The following is a 13,918-nucleotide window of genomic DNA, read 5'->3' as shown; positions in this document are numbered from 1 at the left end:
GGCATCGGGGGCGGCGCGGCCGGGGGGTCGGCGTTCGCTTCGGGCGCGCCGCAGGGAGTGGCGTTCGCTGTCGGCGCGGGGCCGACCACGACGAAGAAACCGAGGGCGGTCACCGACGCCATCGATAACGACACGATCCGGGGAATCGCCGTCAATGTCACACCTTTCCCGGGAGCGGGCCGTCGCAATTGACGTCCGCAGCTGGCTCATGTGACGATAGTGATTCACGGGGCTAATGTGACCAGCGATCAGCGGATAGGTATGCATCCGTGACCGTGTCGCAACTCACCGGTTTCTCACCCACCACGTGCGATACGACGCGGATCACGCGACGCCTGGCGATGCCGAGGCCACGGCGCGATGCCGACCAAAGCGCGGTACGCTCCGTTCCGCCAGCACACGCGGTCGGCGCCCCCGCGGGCGGTCCACCTAGGAGGACATCCGGTGAGTGCCCCTAATCAGTTGCAGCAGGACCCATTCCAAAACCGGACCTTTCTTCGCCGCGTGGTCGCCGCGTCTATGGCCGGCACCGTCGTCGAATGGTACGAATTCTTCCTCTACGGCACAGCGGCCACGCTGGTGTTCAGCAAGGTGTTCTTTCCGCGCGGCGGCAACGAGCTCGACGCGATCCTCGCCTCCTTCGTGACCTACGCCGTCGGCTTCGCCGCCCGCCCGCTCGGCGGCCTCGTCTTCGGCCAACTGGGCGATCGGTACGGACGCAAGAAGCTCCTGCAGTTCAGCCTGCTGCTGGTGGGCGCCGTGACCGTGCTGATGGGCTGCCTGCCCACCTTCGCCCAGGTCGGTTATTGGGCGCCCACCCTGTTGGTGGTGCTGCGCTTCCTCCAGGGCTTCGCCGTCGGCGGCGAATGGGGCGGCGCCGTCCTGCTCGTCGCCGAGCACAGCCCTAAGGAAAGCCGCGGCTTCTGGGCGAGCTGGCCCCAGGCGGCCGTGCCCGGCGGCAACATGCTGGCCACCATCGTGCTGCTTTGTCTCACCTGGACGCTGTCTGACGCGGCGTTCTTGAGCTGGGGCTGGCGCGTCGCGTTCTGGTTGTCCGCGGTCGTCGTGCTGATCGGCTACTACATCCGCACGAAGGTGACCGACGCGCCCATCTTTCTCGAGGCGCAACGGGAGGTCGACCGCACCAAGGCCAGGCAGTTGGGCGCTATTGAGGTCTTAAGGCGTTACCCGCGCGGCGTTTTCACCGCCATGGGCCTGCGCTTCGGTGAGAACACCATGTACTACCTCGTCGTCACCTTCACCATCACCTACCTCAAAGTCCACGTGCACACCAACACCAAGGCGATCCTGTCGTGGCTGCTGATTGCGCACGCCGTGCACTTCGTGGTCATCCCGCTGGCCGGAAGCCTCAGCGACCGATTCGGCAGGCGCCCAATCTATTTCGTGGGCGCGGTCTGCGCGTGCACCTGGGGATTCTTCGCCTTCCCGATGATGGACACCCGCCGCAACGCGATCATCCTGGCGGCCGTCATCATCGGCCTGGTCTTCCACGGCGTCATGTACGCCGTCCAGCCGGCGGCCATGGCCGAGATGTTCCCGACCCGGATGCGCTATTCGGGGGTGTCGCTCGGCTACCAGGTCACCTCGATCGTCGCCGGTTCGCTGGCACCGATCATCGCCGTGCGCCTGCTCGAGACCTACAAATCCTCGGTGCCCATTTCCTGGTACCTGGCGGCCACCGCGGCGGTGAGCGCCGTGTCCGCGCTGGCCGCCCGCGAGACCAAGGGCATCGACCTGGCAACCCTCGACCGCGCCGACGCCCAAGCCCTCCAGCAGCGGCCGACCGAACCCGCGCGAGACGCCGCAGCGCCCTGAACGGGGCAAAGCCAAATTGCGCCAGGTCAGCGCCGGTTCTGACTATCGGCTGCCAGGTTGAGCCAATTTGTTTGTCGATCGCGCTCGGCGGCAATGTTCCAAAAGAGGCGAATGCGGCGGCCGGCCTTCGCGTTCGTCTAGGTCCCGTCGGTTCAGCCCGAGAGCCGACGGGGCCGTCCCTTTTTGGCCACTCGGCCGAACCGTCCAGGAGTAGCGTGCGGCATATGGACGGCTCGACGGGCGTGTGGATACTGGGCGGCTACCAAAGCGATTTCGCTCGCAACCTCACCAAGGAGGGCCGCGACTTCGCCTCGTTGACCGCCGAGGTCGTCGAGGGGACGCTCACCGCGGCGAAAGTCGACGCCGCCGATATCGACGTCGTGCACGTCGGGAACGCGTTCGGCGAGATGTTCGCCGGCCAGGGTCACCTCGGGGCGATGCCGGCCACGGTATGCGACGAACTCTGGGACACCCCGGCCTCACGGCACGAGGCGGCGTGCGCGTCGGGCAGCGTCGCCGCGTTGTCGGCGATGGCCGATCTGCGGTCGGGCGCCTACGACACCGCGCTGGTGGTGGGCATCGAGCTGGAGAAGACGGTGCCGGGCGACACCGCGGCCCAGCATCTCGGCGCCGCCGCATGGACCGGACACGAGGGCGCCGGCGCTCGCTACCTGTGGCCGTCGATGTTCGCCGAGATCGCCGACGAATACGACCGGCGGTACGGCCTGGACGACACGCACCTGCGGGCGATCGCGCAGCTGAACTTCGCCAACGCGCGGCGCAACCCCAACGCCCAAACGCGCGGCTGGACGGTGCCCGACCCGATCACCGACGACGACGCGACCAACCCGATCACCGAGGGCCGGTTGCGCCGGTTCGACTGCAGCCAGATGACCGACGGCGGCGCGGGAGTGGTCTTGGTCAACGACGCATACCTGCGCGACCACCCGGACGCACGCCCGATCGGCCGCATCGATGGGTGGGGACACCGCACCGTCGGGCTGGGTCTGCGGCAAAAGCTCGACCGCGCCGTAGACGACCCCTATGTGGTTCCCCATGTGCGGGCGGCGGTCCTCGACGCCCTGCGCCGGGCGCGCGTGACGCTCGACGACCTCGACGGGTTCGAGGTGCACGACTGCTTCACGCCCAGCGAGTACCTCGCCATCGACCACATCGGGCTCACCGGCCCGGGCGAATCCTGGAAGGCCATCGAAAACGGCGAGATCGAGATCGGCGGCCGGCTGCCCATCAACCCCAGCGGCGGACTGATCGGCGGCGGCCACCCCGTCGGCGCGTCCGGCGTTCGGATGCTGCTCGACGCGGCCAGACAGGTCAGCGGCGCGGCCGGCGACTATCAGGTCGAGGACGCGAAGACCTTCGGCACCCTGAACTTCGGCGGCAGCACCGCCACCACCGTCAGTTTCGTCGTGAGCGCAACCGAGGGATCGTGACCATGGATGTTGAGATCGTCGGCAAGTACCTGTCCACCCTCCCCGAGGACGACGACCATCCCTACCGGACCGGGCCCTGGCGCCCGCAGACGACGGAGTGGGACGCCGACGACCTGACCGCCGTGGAGGGGGAAATCCCCCGCGACCTGGACGGCATCTACCTGCGCAACACCGAGAATCCGCTGCACCCGGCGCTGAAGACCTACCACCCGTTCGACGGCGACGGCATGCTGCACGTGGTCGGCTTCCGGGACGGAAAAGCCTTCTACCGCAACCGTTTTGTCCGCACGGACGGCTTCCTCGCAGAGAACGAGGCCGGCGAACCGCTGTGGCCGGGTTTGGCCGAGGCCGTGCAACTGACCAAGCGGGAGGACGGCTGGGGTGCCCGCACCCGGATGAAGGACGCATCGAGCACCGACGTGATCGTGCACCGGGGAATCGCGCTAACCAGTTTTTATCAGTGCGGCGACCTATACCGGGTCGACCCGTATTCGGCCAACACGATCGGGAAGGAGACTTGGAACGGGCGCTTCCCCACCGACTGGGGCGTGTCGGCGCATCCCAAGGTCGACAGCAAGACCGGCGAGCTGCTGTTCTTCAACTACAGCAAGCAGGAGCCGTACATGCGTTACGGCGTGGTCGACCAGAGCGACGAACTGGTCCACTACGTCGACATCCCGCTGCCGGGACCGCGGCTACCGCACGACATGGCGTTCACCGAAAACTACGTGATACTCAACGATTTCCCGTTGTTCTGGGATCCGCACCTGCTGGAGCACGACGTGCACCTGCCGCGTTTCTACCCCGATATCCCGTCGCGCTTCGCTGTGCTCCCCCGCCGGGGCTCGACGGGCGACATTCGATGGTTCGAGGCGGACCCGACCTTCGTGCTGCACTTCGTCAACGCCTACGAGGACGGCGACGAGATCGTGCTCGACGGCTTTTTCGAGGGCGATCCGCAACCGCTCGACACCGGAGGAACCAAGTGGGAGAAGCTCTTTCGGTTCCTGGCTCTGGATCGGCTGCAGGCCCGGCTGCACCGGTGGCGCTTCAACCTGGTCACCGGCGCGGTGATCGAAGAGCAGCTGTCGGAATCGATCACCGAATTCGGGACGATCAACCCCGACTACGCCACGAGCGCCTACCGGTACACCTACGCCGCCACCGGCAAACCGGGCTGGTTCCTGTTCGACGGCCTGGTCAAACACGACGTGCTCACCGGAAAGCAGGAGGGCATCTCGTTCGGCCACGGCGTCTACGGAAGCGAGACCGCGATGGCGCCGCGGGTCGGCGGAAGCGGTGAGGAAGACGGCTACCTGGTCACGCTGACCACCGACATGAATGCCGACGCCTCGTACTGCCTGGTCTTCGACGCCGCCCGGATCGGCGACGGCCCGGTGTGCAAACTCCAACTCCCGGAGCGTATTTCCAGCGGCACGCATTCGACATGGGCCCCCGGGGATCAGCTGCGGCGCTGGCATACCGCGGATTCGGCGGCGAGCGCGGTGGGGCTGTGACGATGTCCCACGGATCCCGTCGCCGGCACACGCACTGGCCACCGCAGTTGGCGCCGCTCGGCGGCCTCCGCTTCGCCCGGCGCTCGTCGAACTTCGAAGAGACAGTGCGGTTTTACCGTGAGCTGGTGGGGCTTCCGCTCTACGAGACGTTCGAGGCCAGCTACGGCAGCAACGGCGCCATCTTCGGCCTGCCCAGCTGGAACCTGACGCTGGAGATCGTCGAGTCGGTCGAGCCCGTCGCCGTAGATCCCCACGAACAGCTGTGCCTGTACTTCCCCGACCGGGAGGCGCAGCAGGCCGCGATCGCGCGGCTACGGGCGGCGGGCTTGGAGCCCGTGCAGCAGCACCCGTACTGGGAGGCCACTGGCGCGGTCACCTATCGCGACCCCGACGGGCGTGAAATCGTGTTCGCGCCCTTCGTGTTCGGCGTCAACGAGCCCGAGGGCAGCGCCGCCTCGGGCACGCACGAGTTCCCGTCGGGCTGAACGTCACCGGCTCGAAGCCAGCGCCGTGATCACCGCCATGAGCGAGCAGACCACCGCGAAGGCCGCGGCGACGGCGCCGACATAAAGACCGTATTCCGCCGAGACCGGCGGGTTGACGTTGAGCTTGTAGTACCACACCGTCAGCCCGACGATCAGCAGCGAAATGACCAGCGCCGCAACCGAAGCGGCCTTCACCGACAGGCCACGGCCCACCATCGCCCCCGCCACCAGCAGCGTCGAGGACAGCAACACGATCAGCTGTCCGGCACCGAAGCCCCTCGGCAGTATCAGGTTGCCGTGCGTCCCGCCGATGGCATTGGCCCAGCCCCCACCGCCCGTCGCCGTCGTCAGCCACGGCATCCAGGTGCTGGCCGAGATGAGCAGGGCAAAAAGCGCGACCAGCCAACCGGGACGCAGGCGGCGAGTCATGGTTGGGAGACTAGCTGACCCGCCGCTGCGCCGGTGTGATCAACGCCCGCTAGCTCTGCAGCGACGACAGGTTGAAGACGACGCCGGTCGGGTCGCTCGCCGCGGCCAACCGGCCGTACGGGGTGTCCTCGGCCGCCTGCACCACGGCGCCGCCGTTGTCGGCGATCACCTGCAGCGTCTTGTCGACATCCTCGGCGCCGAGGAAAACGCTCCAGTTGGATGGAACGCCCTCGGGAAGGCAGCTGGTGCCGTCCATTACGCCGAGCAATTGCTGACCGTCGAATGATGCGGTGGCGTAGCGGAATTCGTCCGTGCCGGAAACCTGCTCGGTGCGCCAGCCGAACACCTCGCGGTAGAAGTCGAGCGCGGCGCGGTAGTCGCGCGTGGTCAGCTGGTGCCACACGGGGGAGCCGGCCTCCCCGATAACCTCGAAGCCGCGGTGCTCGAGCGGTTGCCACAGGCCGAAGAAGGCGCCCGACGGGTCGGTCGCCACACCCATGTGGCCCTTGGCCGGCACCTCATGGGGTCCCATGCACAGCGTGCCGCCCGCCGCGGTTATCGCGGAGACGGTCGCGTTGATGTCGCCGGTGTGGAAGTAGGTGGCCCATTGGTCCGGCGACCCGAACTCGGGATTGTTGGCCATCAGGCCGGCGACAGGGTGTCCGTCCTTCGCGGCGTTGACGTATCCGCCGTACTCCGGTCCGGCGGACTCGAATGTCCAGCCGAACACCGTGCCGTAGAAGTCCTGGGCGCGGTCCAGGTCAGACGTGGTCAGGTCGATCCAGCAGGGAGCGCCCAGCGGCGCGCCGTCACGGATGGGCACGATGATCTCCTCCTGAGGTGTCTTGGCCCCGTGATCGGGGTTCACACGTATCGACTACCGCCGGGAAGAAAACTCATCGGCCGGGCATCACCGACGGACGCCGCCGTCCCCGTTCGTGTGCGGATCGGCGGCGGTGAACACCCTGACGAAGTTCCGCAGCGATTGGTTGATGTCGCTGCGCAGCGCGGCGGCCACGATCATGCCGATCGGCCCGAACAGCGCCGGACCGCCGAGGTGCACGTCGAAGCCCACGGTGGAGCCCTCCTCCGCGGGCCGCACCTTGGCCATCAGCTTCACCTTGACGCCGCCGACGCCGTCGCCGTTCAGCGTCATGCCTTCCGGCGGCTTGTAGCGCACGACCGTCCACTTGATCCGGTTGTACATGCCCTTGACCTCGACGATCGACTCGACGACCGTCCCCTTTTCGATGTCGTCGGGCAACGTACTGCGCCACACCCGGTGGATGGTCAGCCATTCCTTGTACCGGGACAGGTCAGAGGCGTGCTTCCAGGCCACCTCGGGCGGCAGCGGTACGTCGATCGATCCGGAGAGTTTCGCCATGCGCTCTAGTTCTGGTCGCCGGTGACATCGGAATCGGCAGCCTTCTTCGCCTCTTCGGCCACCTTGTGGATGGTGTCGGAGTACTTGCCCTGCGTCTTGTCGTCGACGAATTCGCCGGCCTTGTCGATCGCCATCTCGACCTTGTCGGCGTTCTGCGCCAACAGGTCCTTCGCCTTGTCCAGGAATCCCATCTTCGTACCCCTTCCCCGAGGATTCGCCCGGAATTTTACTTGGCGGCCGTCACCGGATCCCGCCACAGCCGCGGCCGCACCCCCAGCATCCGGGCCCGGACCCACCACGCCGCCTCGATCGCCGCGGCGCCCAGCACGCCGATGCCGAGCGCGGTCGAGGTCACCACCGCGTTCGACGGGTCAAGCAGGAACTTCTCCTGCGCCAGCGGGAGGCTGAAGATCACCACGTACGCCACGCCGGAGAACGCGACCAGCGCCACCCGCCACCACTGGTAGGGCCGCGCCGCCACCGCGAGGACCCACAGCGCGGTCACCAGCAACGTGATCAGCGCGGCCGTCGACGCCTGCTCCTGCTGGCGGAACGTGGCATGACGCCCGTGGTAGGCCACCAGGTAGGAGGCGAACGTCGCCGCGCCGACGATCAGCCCGGACGGCAGCGCCGACGACACCACCCGGCGCACGAACCCCGGGTACGCGCGTTCGTTGTTGGGTGCCAGCGACAGGATGAACGACGGGATTCCGATGGTGAACCACGCCGCGATGGTGACGTGGATCGGCTGAAACGGGTACAGCAACGGGTCGGCCTTGAGCGGCTTGGCGAGCAGGCACTCGATGCCCACGAACAGCGCCAGCAGCACCGAGTACACCGTCTTGGTCAAGAACAGGTTGGCGACCCGCTCGATGTTGCCGATCACCCGCCGGCCCTCGGCGACGACGTACGGAAGCGTGGCAAACCTGTTGTCCAGCAAGACGATCTGCGCGACCGCCCGCGACGCCGGGCTGCCGGCGCCCATCGCGACGCCAATGTCGGCGTCCTTGAGCGCCAGCACGTCGTTGACGCCGTCACCGGTCATCGCCACGCTGTGGCCGTGCGATTGCAGCGCCTTCACGATGGCCCGCTTCTGATCGGGCCGCACCCGCCCGAACGTGGTATAGCTGTCCAGCGCGTCGGCCAATTGGCCTGGGTCCGTAGGTAGTTGACGCGCATCCATCGTGTCGCCGTGCAGCCCAAGCTTGCCGGCGACGGCCCCGACCGACACCGCGTTGTCGCCCGAGATCACCTTGACCGAAACATCTTGGGCCGCAAAGTACTCCAGGGTGCCGCGGGCGTCGGGGCGCACCCTTTGTTCGAGCACCACCAGCGCGACCGGCGTGACCCGTCCCGGCGCGTCGGGGTGGTCGACGGCCACCTCGGCTCGACCCAACAGCAGCACCCGCAGCCCTTGGGCCCCGATGCCTTCCGCCCGTTCGGCGGCCTCCGACGCCGGATCCAGCAGCACGTCGGGCGCGCCGATCACCCAGTCGCCGGGTTCGCCGAAGGACACCCCGCTCCATTTGGTGGCCGACTTGAAAGGCGCTGTCGCAGTGGGGATCCACGCCGGGGACCGGTCATAGGTTTCGGCAATCGCCCGCATGCTTGCGTTGGGGCGCGGGTCGGCCGCGGCCAGCGCGGCCAGCGCGTCGGCGACTGGTTCGGACGGCGCGACCTGCACGACCTCGGAAACCCGCATGCCGCTTTCGGTCAGGGTGCCGGTCTTGTCGGCGCACACCACGTCGACGCGCGCCAGTCCCTCGATCGCGGGCAGTTCCTGTACCAGGCATTGGCGTTGGCCGAGCCGAACGACCCCGACCGCGAACGCGACCGACGTCAGCAGGACCAGGCCTTCGGGCACCATGGGCACCAGCGCGCCCACGGTCCGCAAAACCGATTGCCGCCAGCCGGCGTGCGTGGTGAAGAACTGGGTGTAGATGGTCAGCAGACCGGCCGGCACCAGCAAATAGGTGACGAACTGCAGGATCCGGTTGATCCCGTTGCGCAGTTCGGATTTCACCAGGCTGAACTTGCTGGCCTCCTCGGCGAGCTTGGCGGCGTAGGCCTCCGGGCCGACCTTGGTGGCGCGGTACGCGCCGATGCCGGTGACGACGAAGCTGCCGGACATCACCGCGTCCCCTGGGGCTTTGGTGATCGGGTCGGCCTCGCCGGTCAGCAGCGATTCGTCAACCTCGAGGTTCTCCTCCTCCACGACCTCGCCGTCGACGACGACCTGGTCGCCGGGTCCGAGCTCGATGATGTCGTCGAGCACGACCTCACCCGGCATCAGCGTGGTGGTGCCGGATTGCCTGCGCACCAACGGTTTCGCCTGCCCGACGATGGCGAGCTTGTCCAGCGTCTGTTTGGCCCGGATCTCCTGCACCATGCCGATGACGCTGTTGGCGATGATGAGGAGGCCGAACAGCCCGTTGATCACCGAGCCCGTCGCCAGCACGATCGCCAGCAGAACACCGAGGATCGCATTGATCCGGGTGAAGACGTTGGCCCGAACGATGGCCGCGACGCTGCGGGTGGCGCGTTCGGGGACGGCGTTGCTCTTGCCCTCGGCTACCCGCTGGGCCACCTCGGCATCGGTGAGGCCCGAGATCATCTGGTGAAGGTCCCCAACTTGTCGGAGTCGAAGTACTCCAGGTTGACCGCATTGCCTGAAAACACGGCTTTGGAAATCGTTCCGGGCGGGGCGTTTTCGTCCGTCACCGGGAAGGTGAAGGTGTCGCCGTCCCAGTGTGTCAACGTGAACGTCCGATTCTTCGGCCCCAGCGACAACTGCAGCGCGCCGTCGCGCTCGGCAACGACGGCCGGGCCCCAGTAGTCGCTGGCATAGACGCCGGCGTAGTCGCGCAGCGGTCGCGCGGGGGCCGGGTTGGGCGGGGGCCGCTTTCCGACCAGCGATCCTTCCGGGTTGTTCATCCAGCCGATCAGCTGCTTGTAGAGCTGGTCCCAGTTTTCCCGGACCTCACCGTACTGAACCAAGTCCATGAACTCGGCGGTCAGTGTCTCCGGCACCCCGATGGGCGCGGCGTTCGTCAGCGCGATGATCCCCACATCCTCCGACGGCAGCACCACGAAATTCGTCGCCGCTCCCAGCGAGAACGCGCCGGAATGGCTGTACTCGGTGCGGCCCGACGAAGTCACCGACACGTTGAATCCGTAGCCGTAGAAACCGGAGCGGGCTTTCGGCGTCGTCGCGGGAGACGCGATCACCTGCGCCGTGGTGGCGGGCAGCAGGGCTTCCGGCGAGGTGATCCGCTGGCCCTGGTAGGTCCCGTTGCCCAGCAACATGATCAGCCAGTGCGCCATGTCGTTGACCGAGGAGCTCACTCCGCCCGCGGGCGACTGCTGATCCGGATCACGCTGAAAGCGCGGCTCCCACTTGTCGCCGACCTTGACGTGGTTGACGGCGTGGTCGGGCCTGGCGATGAAGTCGGCGAACCGCGAACTTGTCGCCGTCATCCCCAGCGGGCGGTACAGCACGTCGGCGGACAGGTCCTCCCACGGCTTGCCCGCCGCGGCCGCCACGGCCTCGGCGGCCGCGGTCACGCCGAAGTTGGTGTAGGCGTAGCTGTTCCGGAAGGCCGCCAGCGGCAGGTACTTCAGGCGCTCGAGCACCTGTCGGCGGTCGTAGCCGAGGGCTTCCAGCTTGTCACCGGCGTGGTCGGGCAGTCCGGAATGGTGCGAGTACAGGTCGGCGATGGTCACGTGGCCGGTGACATAGGGATCGCTCAGCGCGAACCACGGCAGCTTGGACACCGCGGGCATGTCCCAGGCGACGACGCTATCGGCGACCTGGTGCGCCACCACCGTCGCACCAACCGACTTGGACACCGACGCCAATTGGAAGACCGTGTCGGTGTCCACCTTGTTGCCCTGCGCATCACCCTTGCTGGTATCCCTTACCCCAAAACCCTTGGCGTATATGGTCTTCCCGCCGTGAACGATGGCGACGGCCATGCCTGGGATGCCGGTGCTCTTCATCAGGTCGCCGACCAGGCCGTCGACCTTCGCCACGGCCTCGTCGATCCGACCGGCCGGGATCGCCAGGCCCGACACCTCGTTGGGCGGCGCGGGCGGCGGGCTGGACACCGGACGCGCCGGCCCACACCCCGTCAACGCGAGTAAAGCCAGCGACGCGGCCGCCGCCGCGCGTTTCGTCATGGCCGCACACTTTAGCCTGGCGACGATGGCCGACGGAACGACGTTCGATTTAACATTCCGGACCCCCCGCGGACACGATGTGGCGCAACATTTGTCTGCAAGACAGCGCACGAAAGGTCTTCGACACGGACGATTCGAACATTGACAATCCCTATTGGGAAGCCGTCAGGGATTGCGTCGAGGCCGACAGTTTCCGGGGTAATCCCGTGGTCGGTGAGTTCCGCTTGGACCGAAGCGTGGAAGAAAGCATGGCGCGCGCGCCGAACCGGCAGCTGCTCGTCAGGAAGTACTGCTGGACTATCCCCGACCCCGACACCGTGGCGTTCGTCGCGAAGCACGCCCACGGCGGCCTCGTCGATCCGATCGCGGGTACGGGCTACTGGGCGTACCTGCTTGCGCAGGTGGGCGTCGGCGTCGTCTGCTATGACCTCAACCCGGGCGCGGAACTGGCCACCAACGGATGGCACGACGAAGTCCTGCACGTCGACGTCGGCGCGAAGGACTGCGCCGAAGCGGCGGCGTCACACCCCGACCGGACGTTGTTCCTCTCGTGGCCGCCCCACGGCCAGGACGTCGGTGCGCGAATCCTGCTGGCCTACAAGGGAAATCGCGTCATCTATGTCGGCGACGGCCAGGGCGGCGCCACCGGCGACGATCGCATGCACCGGATACTCGAAACCGACTGGACCGAAGTCGATTCCCGTCAGCCCGTGCAATGGTGGGGCCAACACGATCGGGTGACGGTGTACGAGCGCGGCCAGCCCGAGCTCTAGCGGGTCAAAGTCGCCACCACGGGTTGAACCTCCGCGGGGCGGCGGGATCGATGCGCTGGCCGGGCAACGGCACGGCCACCTCGACCCGGGCGGGGTCCGCCGCCGCCAGCAAGCGCTCGACGGGTTCGGCCCACGGGTGGGGCGCCAGCCGGAAGGTCCCCCAATGGATGGGCACGAGCAGGCCCGAACCCGAGTCGGTGACGTCGAGGTGCGCGCGGACCGCCTCCTCGGGGTTCATGTGGATGTCCGGCCACGCGGTGTTGTAGGCGCCGATCGGCAGCAGGGTCAGGTCGAACGGGCCGTGGTCGGCCCCGATCTCCGTGAAGCTCTTGGTGTAGCCCGTGTCGCCGCCGAAATAGGCGCGGTGGCGGGGACCAAGAAAGGCCCAGGACGCCCACAGCGTGGTGTTGCGGTCGAAGAAGCGGCCCGAAAAGTGCCGCGCCGGCATGCAAATCACCGTGAGCTCGTCGAGCTTGGCGCCTTGATGCCAGTCGAGTTCGATGATGCGGTGCTCGGGAATCCCCCACGCACGCAGGTGGGCGCCGACCCCGAGCGGCACGAAGAACGGGGCCCGCTGGGTGTGTGCCAGCGTCATGACGGTGTCGATGTCGAGGTGGTCGTAGTGGTCGTGGCTGATCACCACGGCGTCGACGGCGGGCAGCCCCTCCAGTTGCACCGGCGGCGGGTGCAGCCGCTGGGGCCCGACGGTGTCCGACGGCGAGCATCGATTGCTCCACACGGGATCGGTCAGCACGCGGTAGCCGTCGATTTCCAGCAACGCCGTCGAGTGACCGAACCAGCTGACGGCCAGCCGGGCGGCGTCGCCGTCGAAGATTTCCGGGGCGGCCAACGGGATCGGTGCGCGCGGACGGCTGCCGCCGCGGTTACCCAGGAACTCCCACACGATGAGGCGCAGTTCCTCGCGGTCCATCTTGTAGATGGACGCCGGGTCGAGGTTGACGAATTCGCCGTCGGAATAGTGCGGCGACCCCTCGGCCACCGCGCGGATGGAGGCGGGTGACGCACCGAGGGCGGCCGGCGCGCCGTGCAGCGCACGCACCAACCAACTGCCGACCGCAAGCGAGGCCGTGCCGGCGGCCAGTCGCAGCGCCCCCCGCGGCATGACTGTCAGGCTCCCTGGAACTTCGGTGGCCGCTTCTCGATCCGCGCGACCTGCGCCTCGATCACGTCCTGGCTTGCCCAGGCTCTGTCGAAGAGCTCCTTGTGCTCCGGCCACTGCTCTTCGTAAGCGCCGTCGTCGTTGAGCACCCGCTTGGCGTGCTGTATTGCCAGCGGCGCCAGACCCGCAACCTCCTCGGCCCAGGCCTGGGCGTCGGCCAGCGTCCCAATGCGGTTGACCATGCCGGTTTGCAGCGCCGCCTCGGCGGTGAGCTTCTCCGCGGTGAGCAGCATCGCCCGGGCCCGTCCGTGCCCGACCAGCGAAGACAGCCGGCGAATGCTCCAGTTGTCAAGGGCCAGACCGTATTTCGAGGTCGGAAACTGAAAGAACGCGTCCGGTGTGGCGACTCGCAGATCGCACCGCATGGCCAGCTGCAGGCCGGCGCCGATGGCGGGGCCGTTGATCGCCCCGATCACCGGTACGGGAACCGCATCCATGACCTTGTGCAGCTCGATGAGCCGGTCGGGGTAGTCGGCGGCGAATACGTCCCCGGACAGGTCCGCGCCGGCGCAGAACACGGTGCCCTGGCCGGTCAGCACGATCACGCGCGTCGACCCGTCGTCGCCCGCCTTCTGGATGGACTCCCGTAACTCGTCGACGAGCTGGGAATTCAGGGCATTGCGGCGCTCGGGACGCTGCAGCTCGATGGTCATAACGGCTTCGGTCTGGGTGACGCCGATCATT

Annotated in this window: 13 protein-coding genes; 5 read left to right on the top strand and 8 right to left on the bottom strand. The window is 67.5% G+C overall.

The annotated features are described in order from the left end of the window. Window positions 1-519 precede the first annotated feature (519 nt). The 4 genes from AWB92_RS05190 to AWB92_RS05175 all read left to right on the top strand — a co-directional run bounded on the left by AWB92_RS05190 (window position 520) and on the right by AWB92_RS05175 (window position 5,289). Window positions 520-1,836: an MFS transporter gene (locus AWB92_RS05190; RefSeq protein WP_152531365.1), complete on the top strand. Its 1,317-nt coding sequence runs from the start codon at window positions 520-522 to the stop codon at window positions 1,834-1,836. Between the two features lie 224 nt (window positions 1,837-2,060). Continuing rightward, a complete protein-coding gene (locus AWB92_RS05185; protein WP_085184341.1) occupies window positions 2,061-3,287 on the top strand; it encodes an acetyl-CoA acetyltransferase in 1,227 nt (408 codons plus the stop codon). Between the two features lie 2 nt (window positions 3,288-3,289). After that, on the top strand, window positions 3,290-4,804 hold the full coding sequence (locus AWB92_RS05180) for a carotenoid oxygenase family protein (RefSeq protein ID WP_085184340.1): 1,515 nt from the start codon (window positions 3,290-3,292) through the stop codon (window positions 4,802-4,804). Between the two features lie 2 nt (window positions 4,805-4,806). Further along, window positions 4,807-5,289 carry a VOC family protein gene (locus AWB92_RS05175; protein ID WP_085184339.1) on the top strand — a complete coding sequence of 161 codons (483 nt, stop codon included), beginning with the start codon at window positions 4,807-4,809 and terminating at the stop codon, window positions 5,287-5,289. Window positions 5,290-5,292: 3 nt separating this feature from the next. On the opposite strand, the gene AWB92_RS05170 is transcribed toward AWB92_RS05175, so the two are convergent. The 6 genes from AWB92_RS05170 to AWB92_RS05145 all read right to left on the bottom strand — a co-directional run bounded on the left by AWB92_RS05170 (window position 5,293) and on the right by AWB92_RS05145 (window position 11,281). Next, window positions 5,293-5,718 (bottom strand): hypothetical protein, encoded by a 426-nt coding sequence (locus AWB92_RS05170; RefSeq protein WP_085184338.1) that lies wholly within the window; start codon window positions 5,716-5,718, stop codon window positions 5,293-5,295. A 49-nt stretch (window positions 5,719-5,767) separates the two neighbouring features. Then, window positions 5,768-6,541, bottom strand: a complete 774-nt coding sequence (locus AWB92_RS05165; protein WP_085184369.1) for a VOC family protein — start codon at window positions 6,539-6,541, stop codon at window positions 5,768-5,770. An 87-nt stretch (window positions 6,542-6,628) separates the two neighbouring features. Beyond that, window positions 6,629-7,102: an SRPBCC family protein gene (locus tag AWB92_RS05160; RefSeq protein WP_085184337.1), complete on the bottom strand. Its 474-nt coding sequence runs from the start codon at window positions 7,100-7,102 to the stop codon at window positions 6,629-6,631. A 5-nt stretch (window positions 7,103-7,107) separates the two neighbouring features. Then, window positions 7,108-7,293, bottom strand: coding sequence for an antitoxin (locus AWB92_RS05155; protein ID WP_085184336.1), 186 nt, complete (start codon window positions 7,291-7,293; stop codon window positions 7,108-7,110). 35 nt (window positions 7,294-7,328) lie between these two features. After that, window positions 7,329-9,716, bottom strand: a complete 2,388-nt coding sequence (locus AWB92_RS05150) for an HAD-IC family P-type ATPase (protein WP_085184335.1) — start codon at window positions 9,714-9,716, stop codon at window positions 7,329-7,331. Then, window positions 9,713-11,281, bottom strand: coding sequence for a serine hydrolase (locus tag AWB92_RS05145; RefSeq protein WP_085184334.1), 1,569 nt, complete (start codon window positions 11,279-11,281; stop codon window positions 9,713-9,715). Before AWB92_RS05145 ends, AWB92_RS05150 begins: the two co-directional genes overlap by 4 nt. Before the next feature lie 248 nt (window positions 11,282-11,529). On the opposite strand from AWB92_RS05145, the gene AWB92_RS05140 reads away from it, so the two are divergent. Then, the gene (locus AWB92_RS05140; protein WP_142281938.1) at window positions 11,530-12,054 is read left to right on the top strand and encodes a hypothetical protein; all 525 of its coding nucleotides are present in this window, start codon (window positions 11,530-11,532) and stop codon (window positions 12,052-12,054) included. Between the two features lie 4 nt (window positions 12,055-12,058). Here AWB92_RS05140 and AWB92_RS05135 read toward each other — a convergent pair whose 3' ends face one another. Both AWB92_RS05135 and AWB92_RS05130 read right to left on the bottom strand, forming a co-directional pair. Beyond that, window positions 12,059-13,177: an MBL fold metallo-hydrolase gene (locus tag AWB92_RS05135; RefSeq protein WP_085184332.1), complete on the bottom strand. Its 1,119-nt coding sequence runs from the start codon at window positions 13,175-13,177 to the stop codon at window positions 12,059-12,061. Window positions 13,178-13,182: 5 nt separating this feature from the next. Then, window positions 13,183-13,917 carry an enoyl-CoA hydratase gene (locus AWB92_RS05130; RefSeq protein ID WP_068107963.1) on the bottom strand — a complete coding sequence of 245 codons (735 nt, stop codon included), beginning with the start codon at window positions 13,915-13,917 and terminating at the stop codon, window positions 13,183-13,185. Window position 13,918 lies beyond the last annotated feature (1 nt).

The organism is Mycobacterium sp. IEC1808, assembly GCF_002101935.1.
GTDB lineage: Bacteria > Actinomycetota > Actinomycetes > Mycobacteriales > Mycobacteriaceae > Mycobacterium.
Note: the sequence above shows the minus strand (reverse complement) of the source record. Positions and strands in the feature narration are given on the sequence as shown.

Bases quoted from the DNA above. Each gene is read 5' to 3' on its own strand.
- AWB92_RS05135 (WP_085184332.1), bottom strand. From the start codon at position 13,177: ATGCCGCGGGGGGCGCTGCGACTGGCCGCCGGCACGGCCTCGCTTGCG.
- AWB92_RS05150 (WP_085184335.1), bottom strand. From the start codon at position 9,716: ATGATCTCGGGCCTCACCGATGCCGAGGTGGCCCAGCGGGTAGCCGAG.
- AWB92_RS05155 (WP_085184336.1), bottom strand. From the start codon at position 7,293: ATGGGATTCCTGGACAAGGCGAAGGACCTGTTGGCGCAGAACGCCGAC.
- AWB92_RS05140 (WP_142281938.1), top strand. From the start codon at position 11,530: ATGGCGCGCGCGCCGAACCGGCAGCTGCTCGTCAGGAAGTACTGCTGG.
- AWB92_RS05160 (WP_085184337.1), bottom strand. From the start codon at position 7,102: ATGGCGAAACTCTCCGGATCGATCGACGTACCGCTGCCGCCCGAGGTG.
- AWB92_RS05130 (WP_068107963.1), bottom strand. From the start codon at position 13,917: ATGATCGGCGTCACCCAGACCGAAGCCGTTATGACCATCGAGCTGCAG.
- AWB92_RS05175 (WP_085184339.1), top strand. From the start codon at position 4,807: ATGTCCCACGGATCCCGTCGCCGGCACACGCACTGGCCACCGCAGTTG.
- AWB92_RS05190 (WP_152531365.1), top strand. From the start codon at position 520: ATGGCCGGCACCGTCGTCGAATGGTACGAATTCTTCCTCTACGGCACA.
- AWB92_RS05180 (WP_085184340.1), top strand. From the start codon at position 3,290: ATGGATGTTGAGATCGTCGGCAAGTACCTGTCCACCCTCCCCGAGGAC.
- AWB92_RS05185 (WP_085184341.1), top strand. From the start codon at position 2,061: ATGGACGGCTCGACGGGCGTGTGGATACTGGGCGGCTACCAAAGCGAT.
- AWB92_RS05170 (WP_085184338.1), bottom strand. From the start codon at position 5,718: ATGACTCGCCGCCTGCGTCCCGGTTGGCTGGTCGCGCTTTTTGCCCTG.
- AWB92_RS05145 (WP_085184334.1), bottom strand. From the start codon at position 11,281: ATGACGAAACGCGCGGCGGCGGCCGCGTCGCTGGCTTTACTCGCGTTG.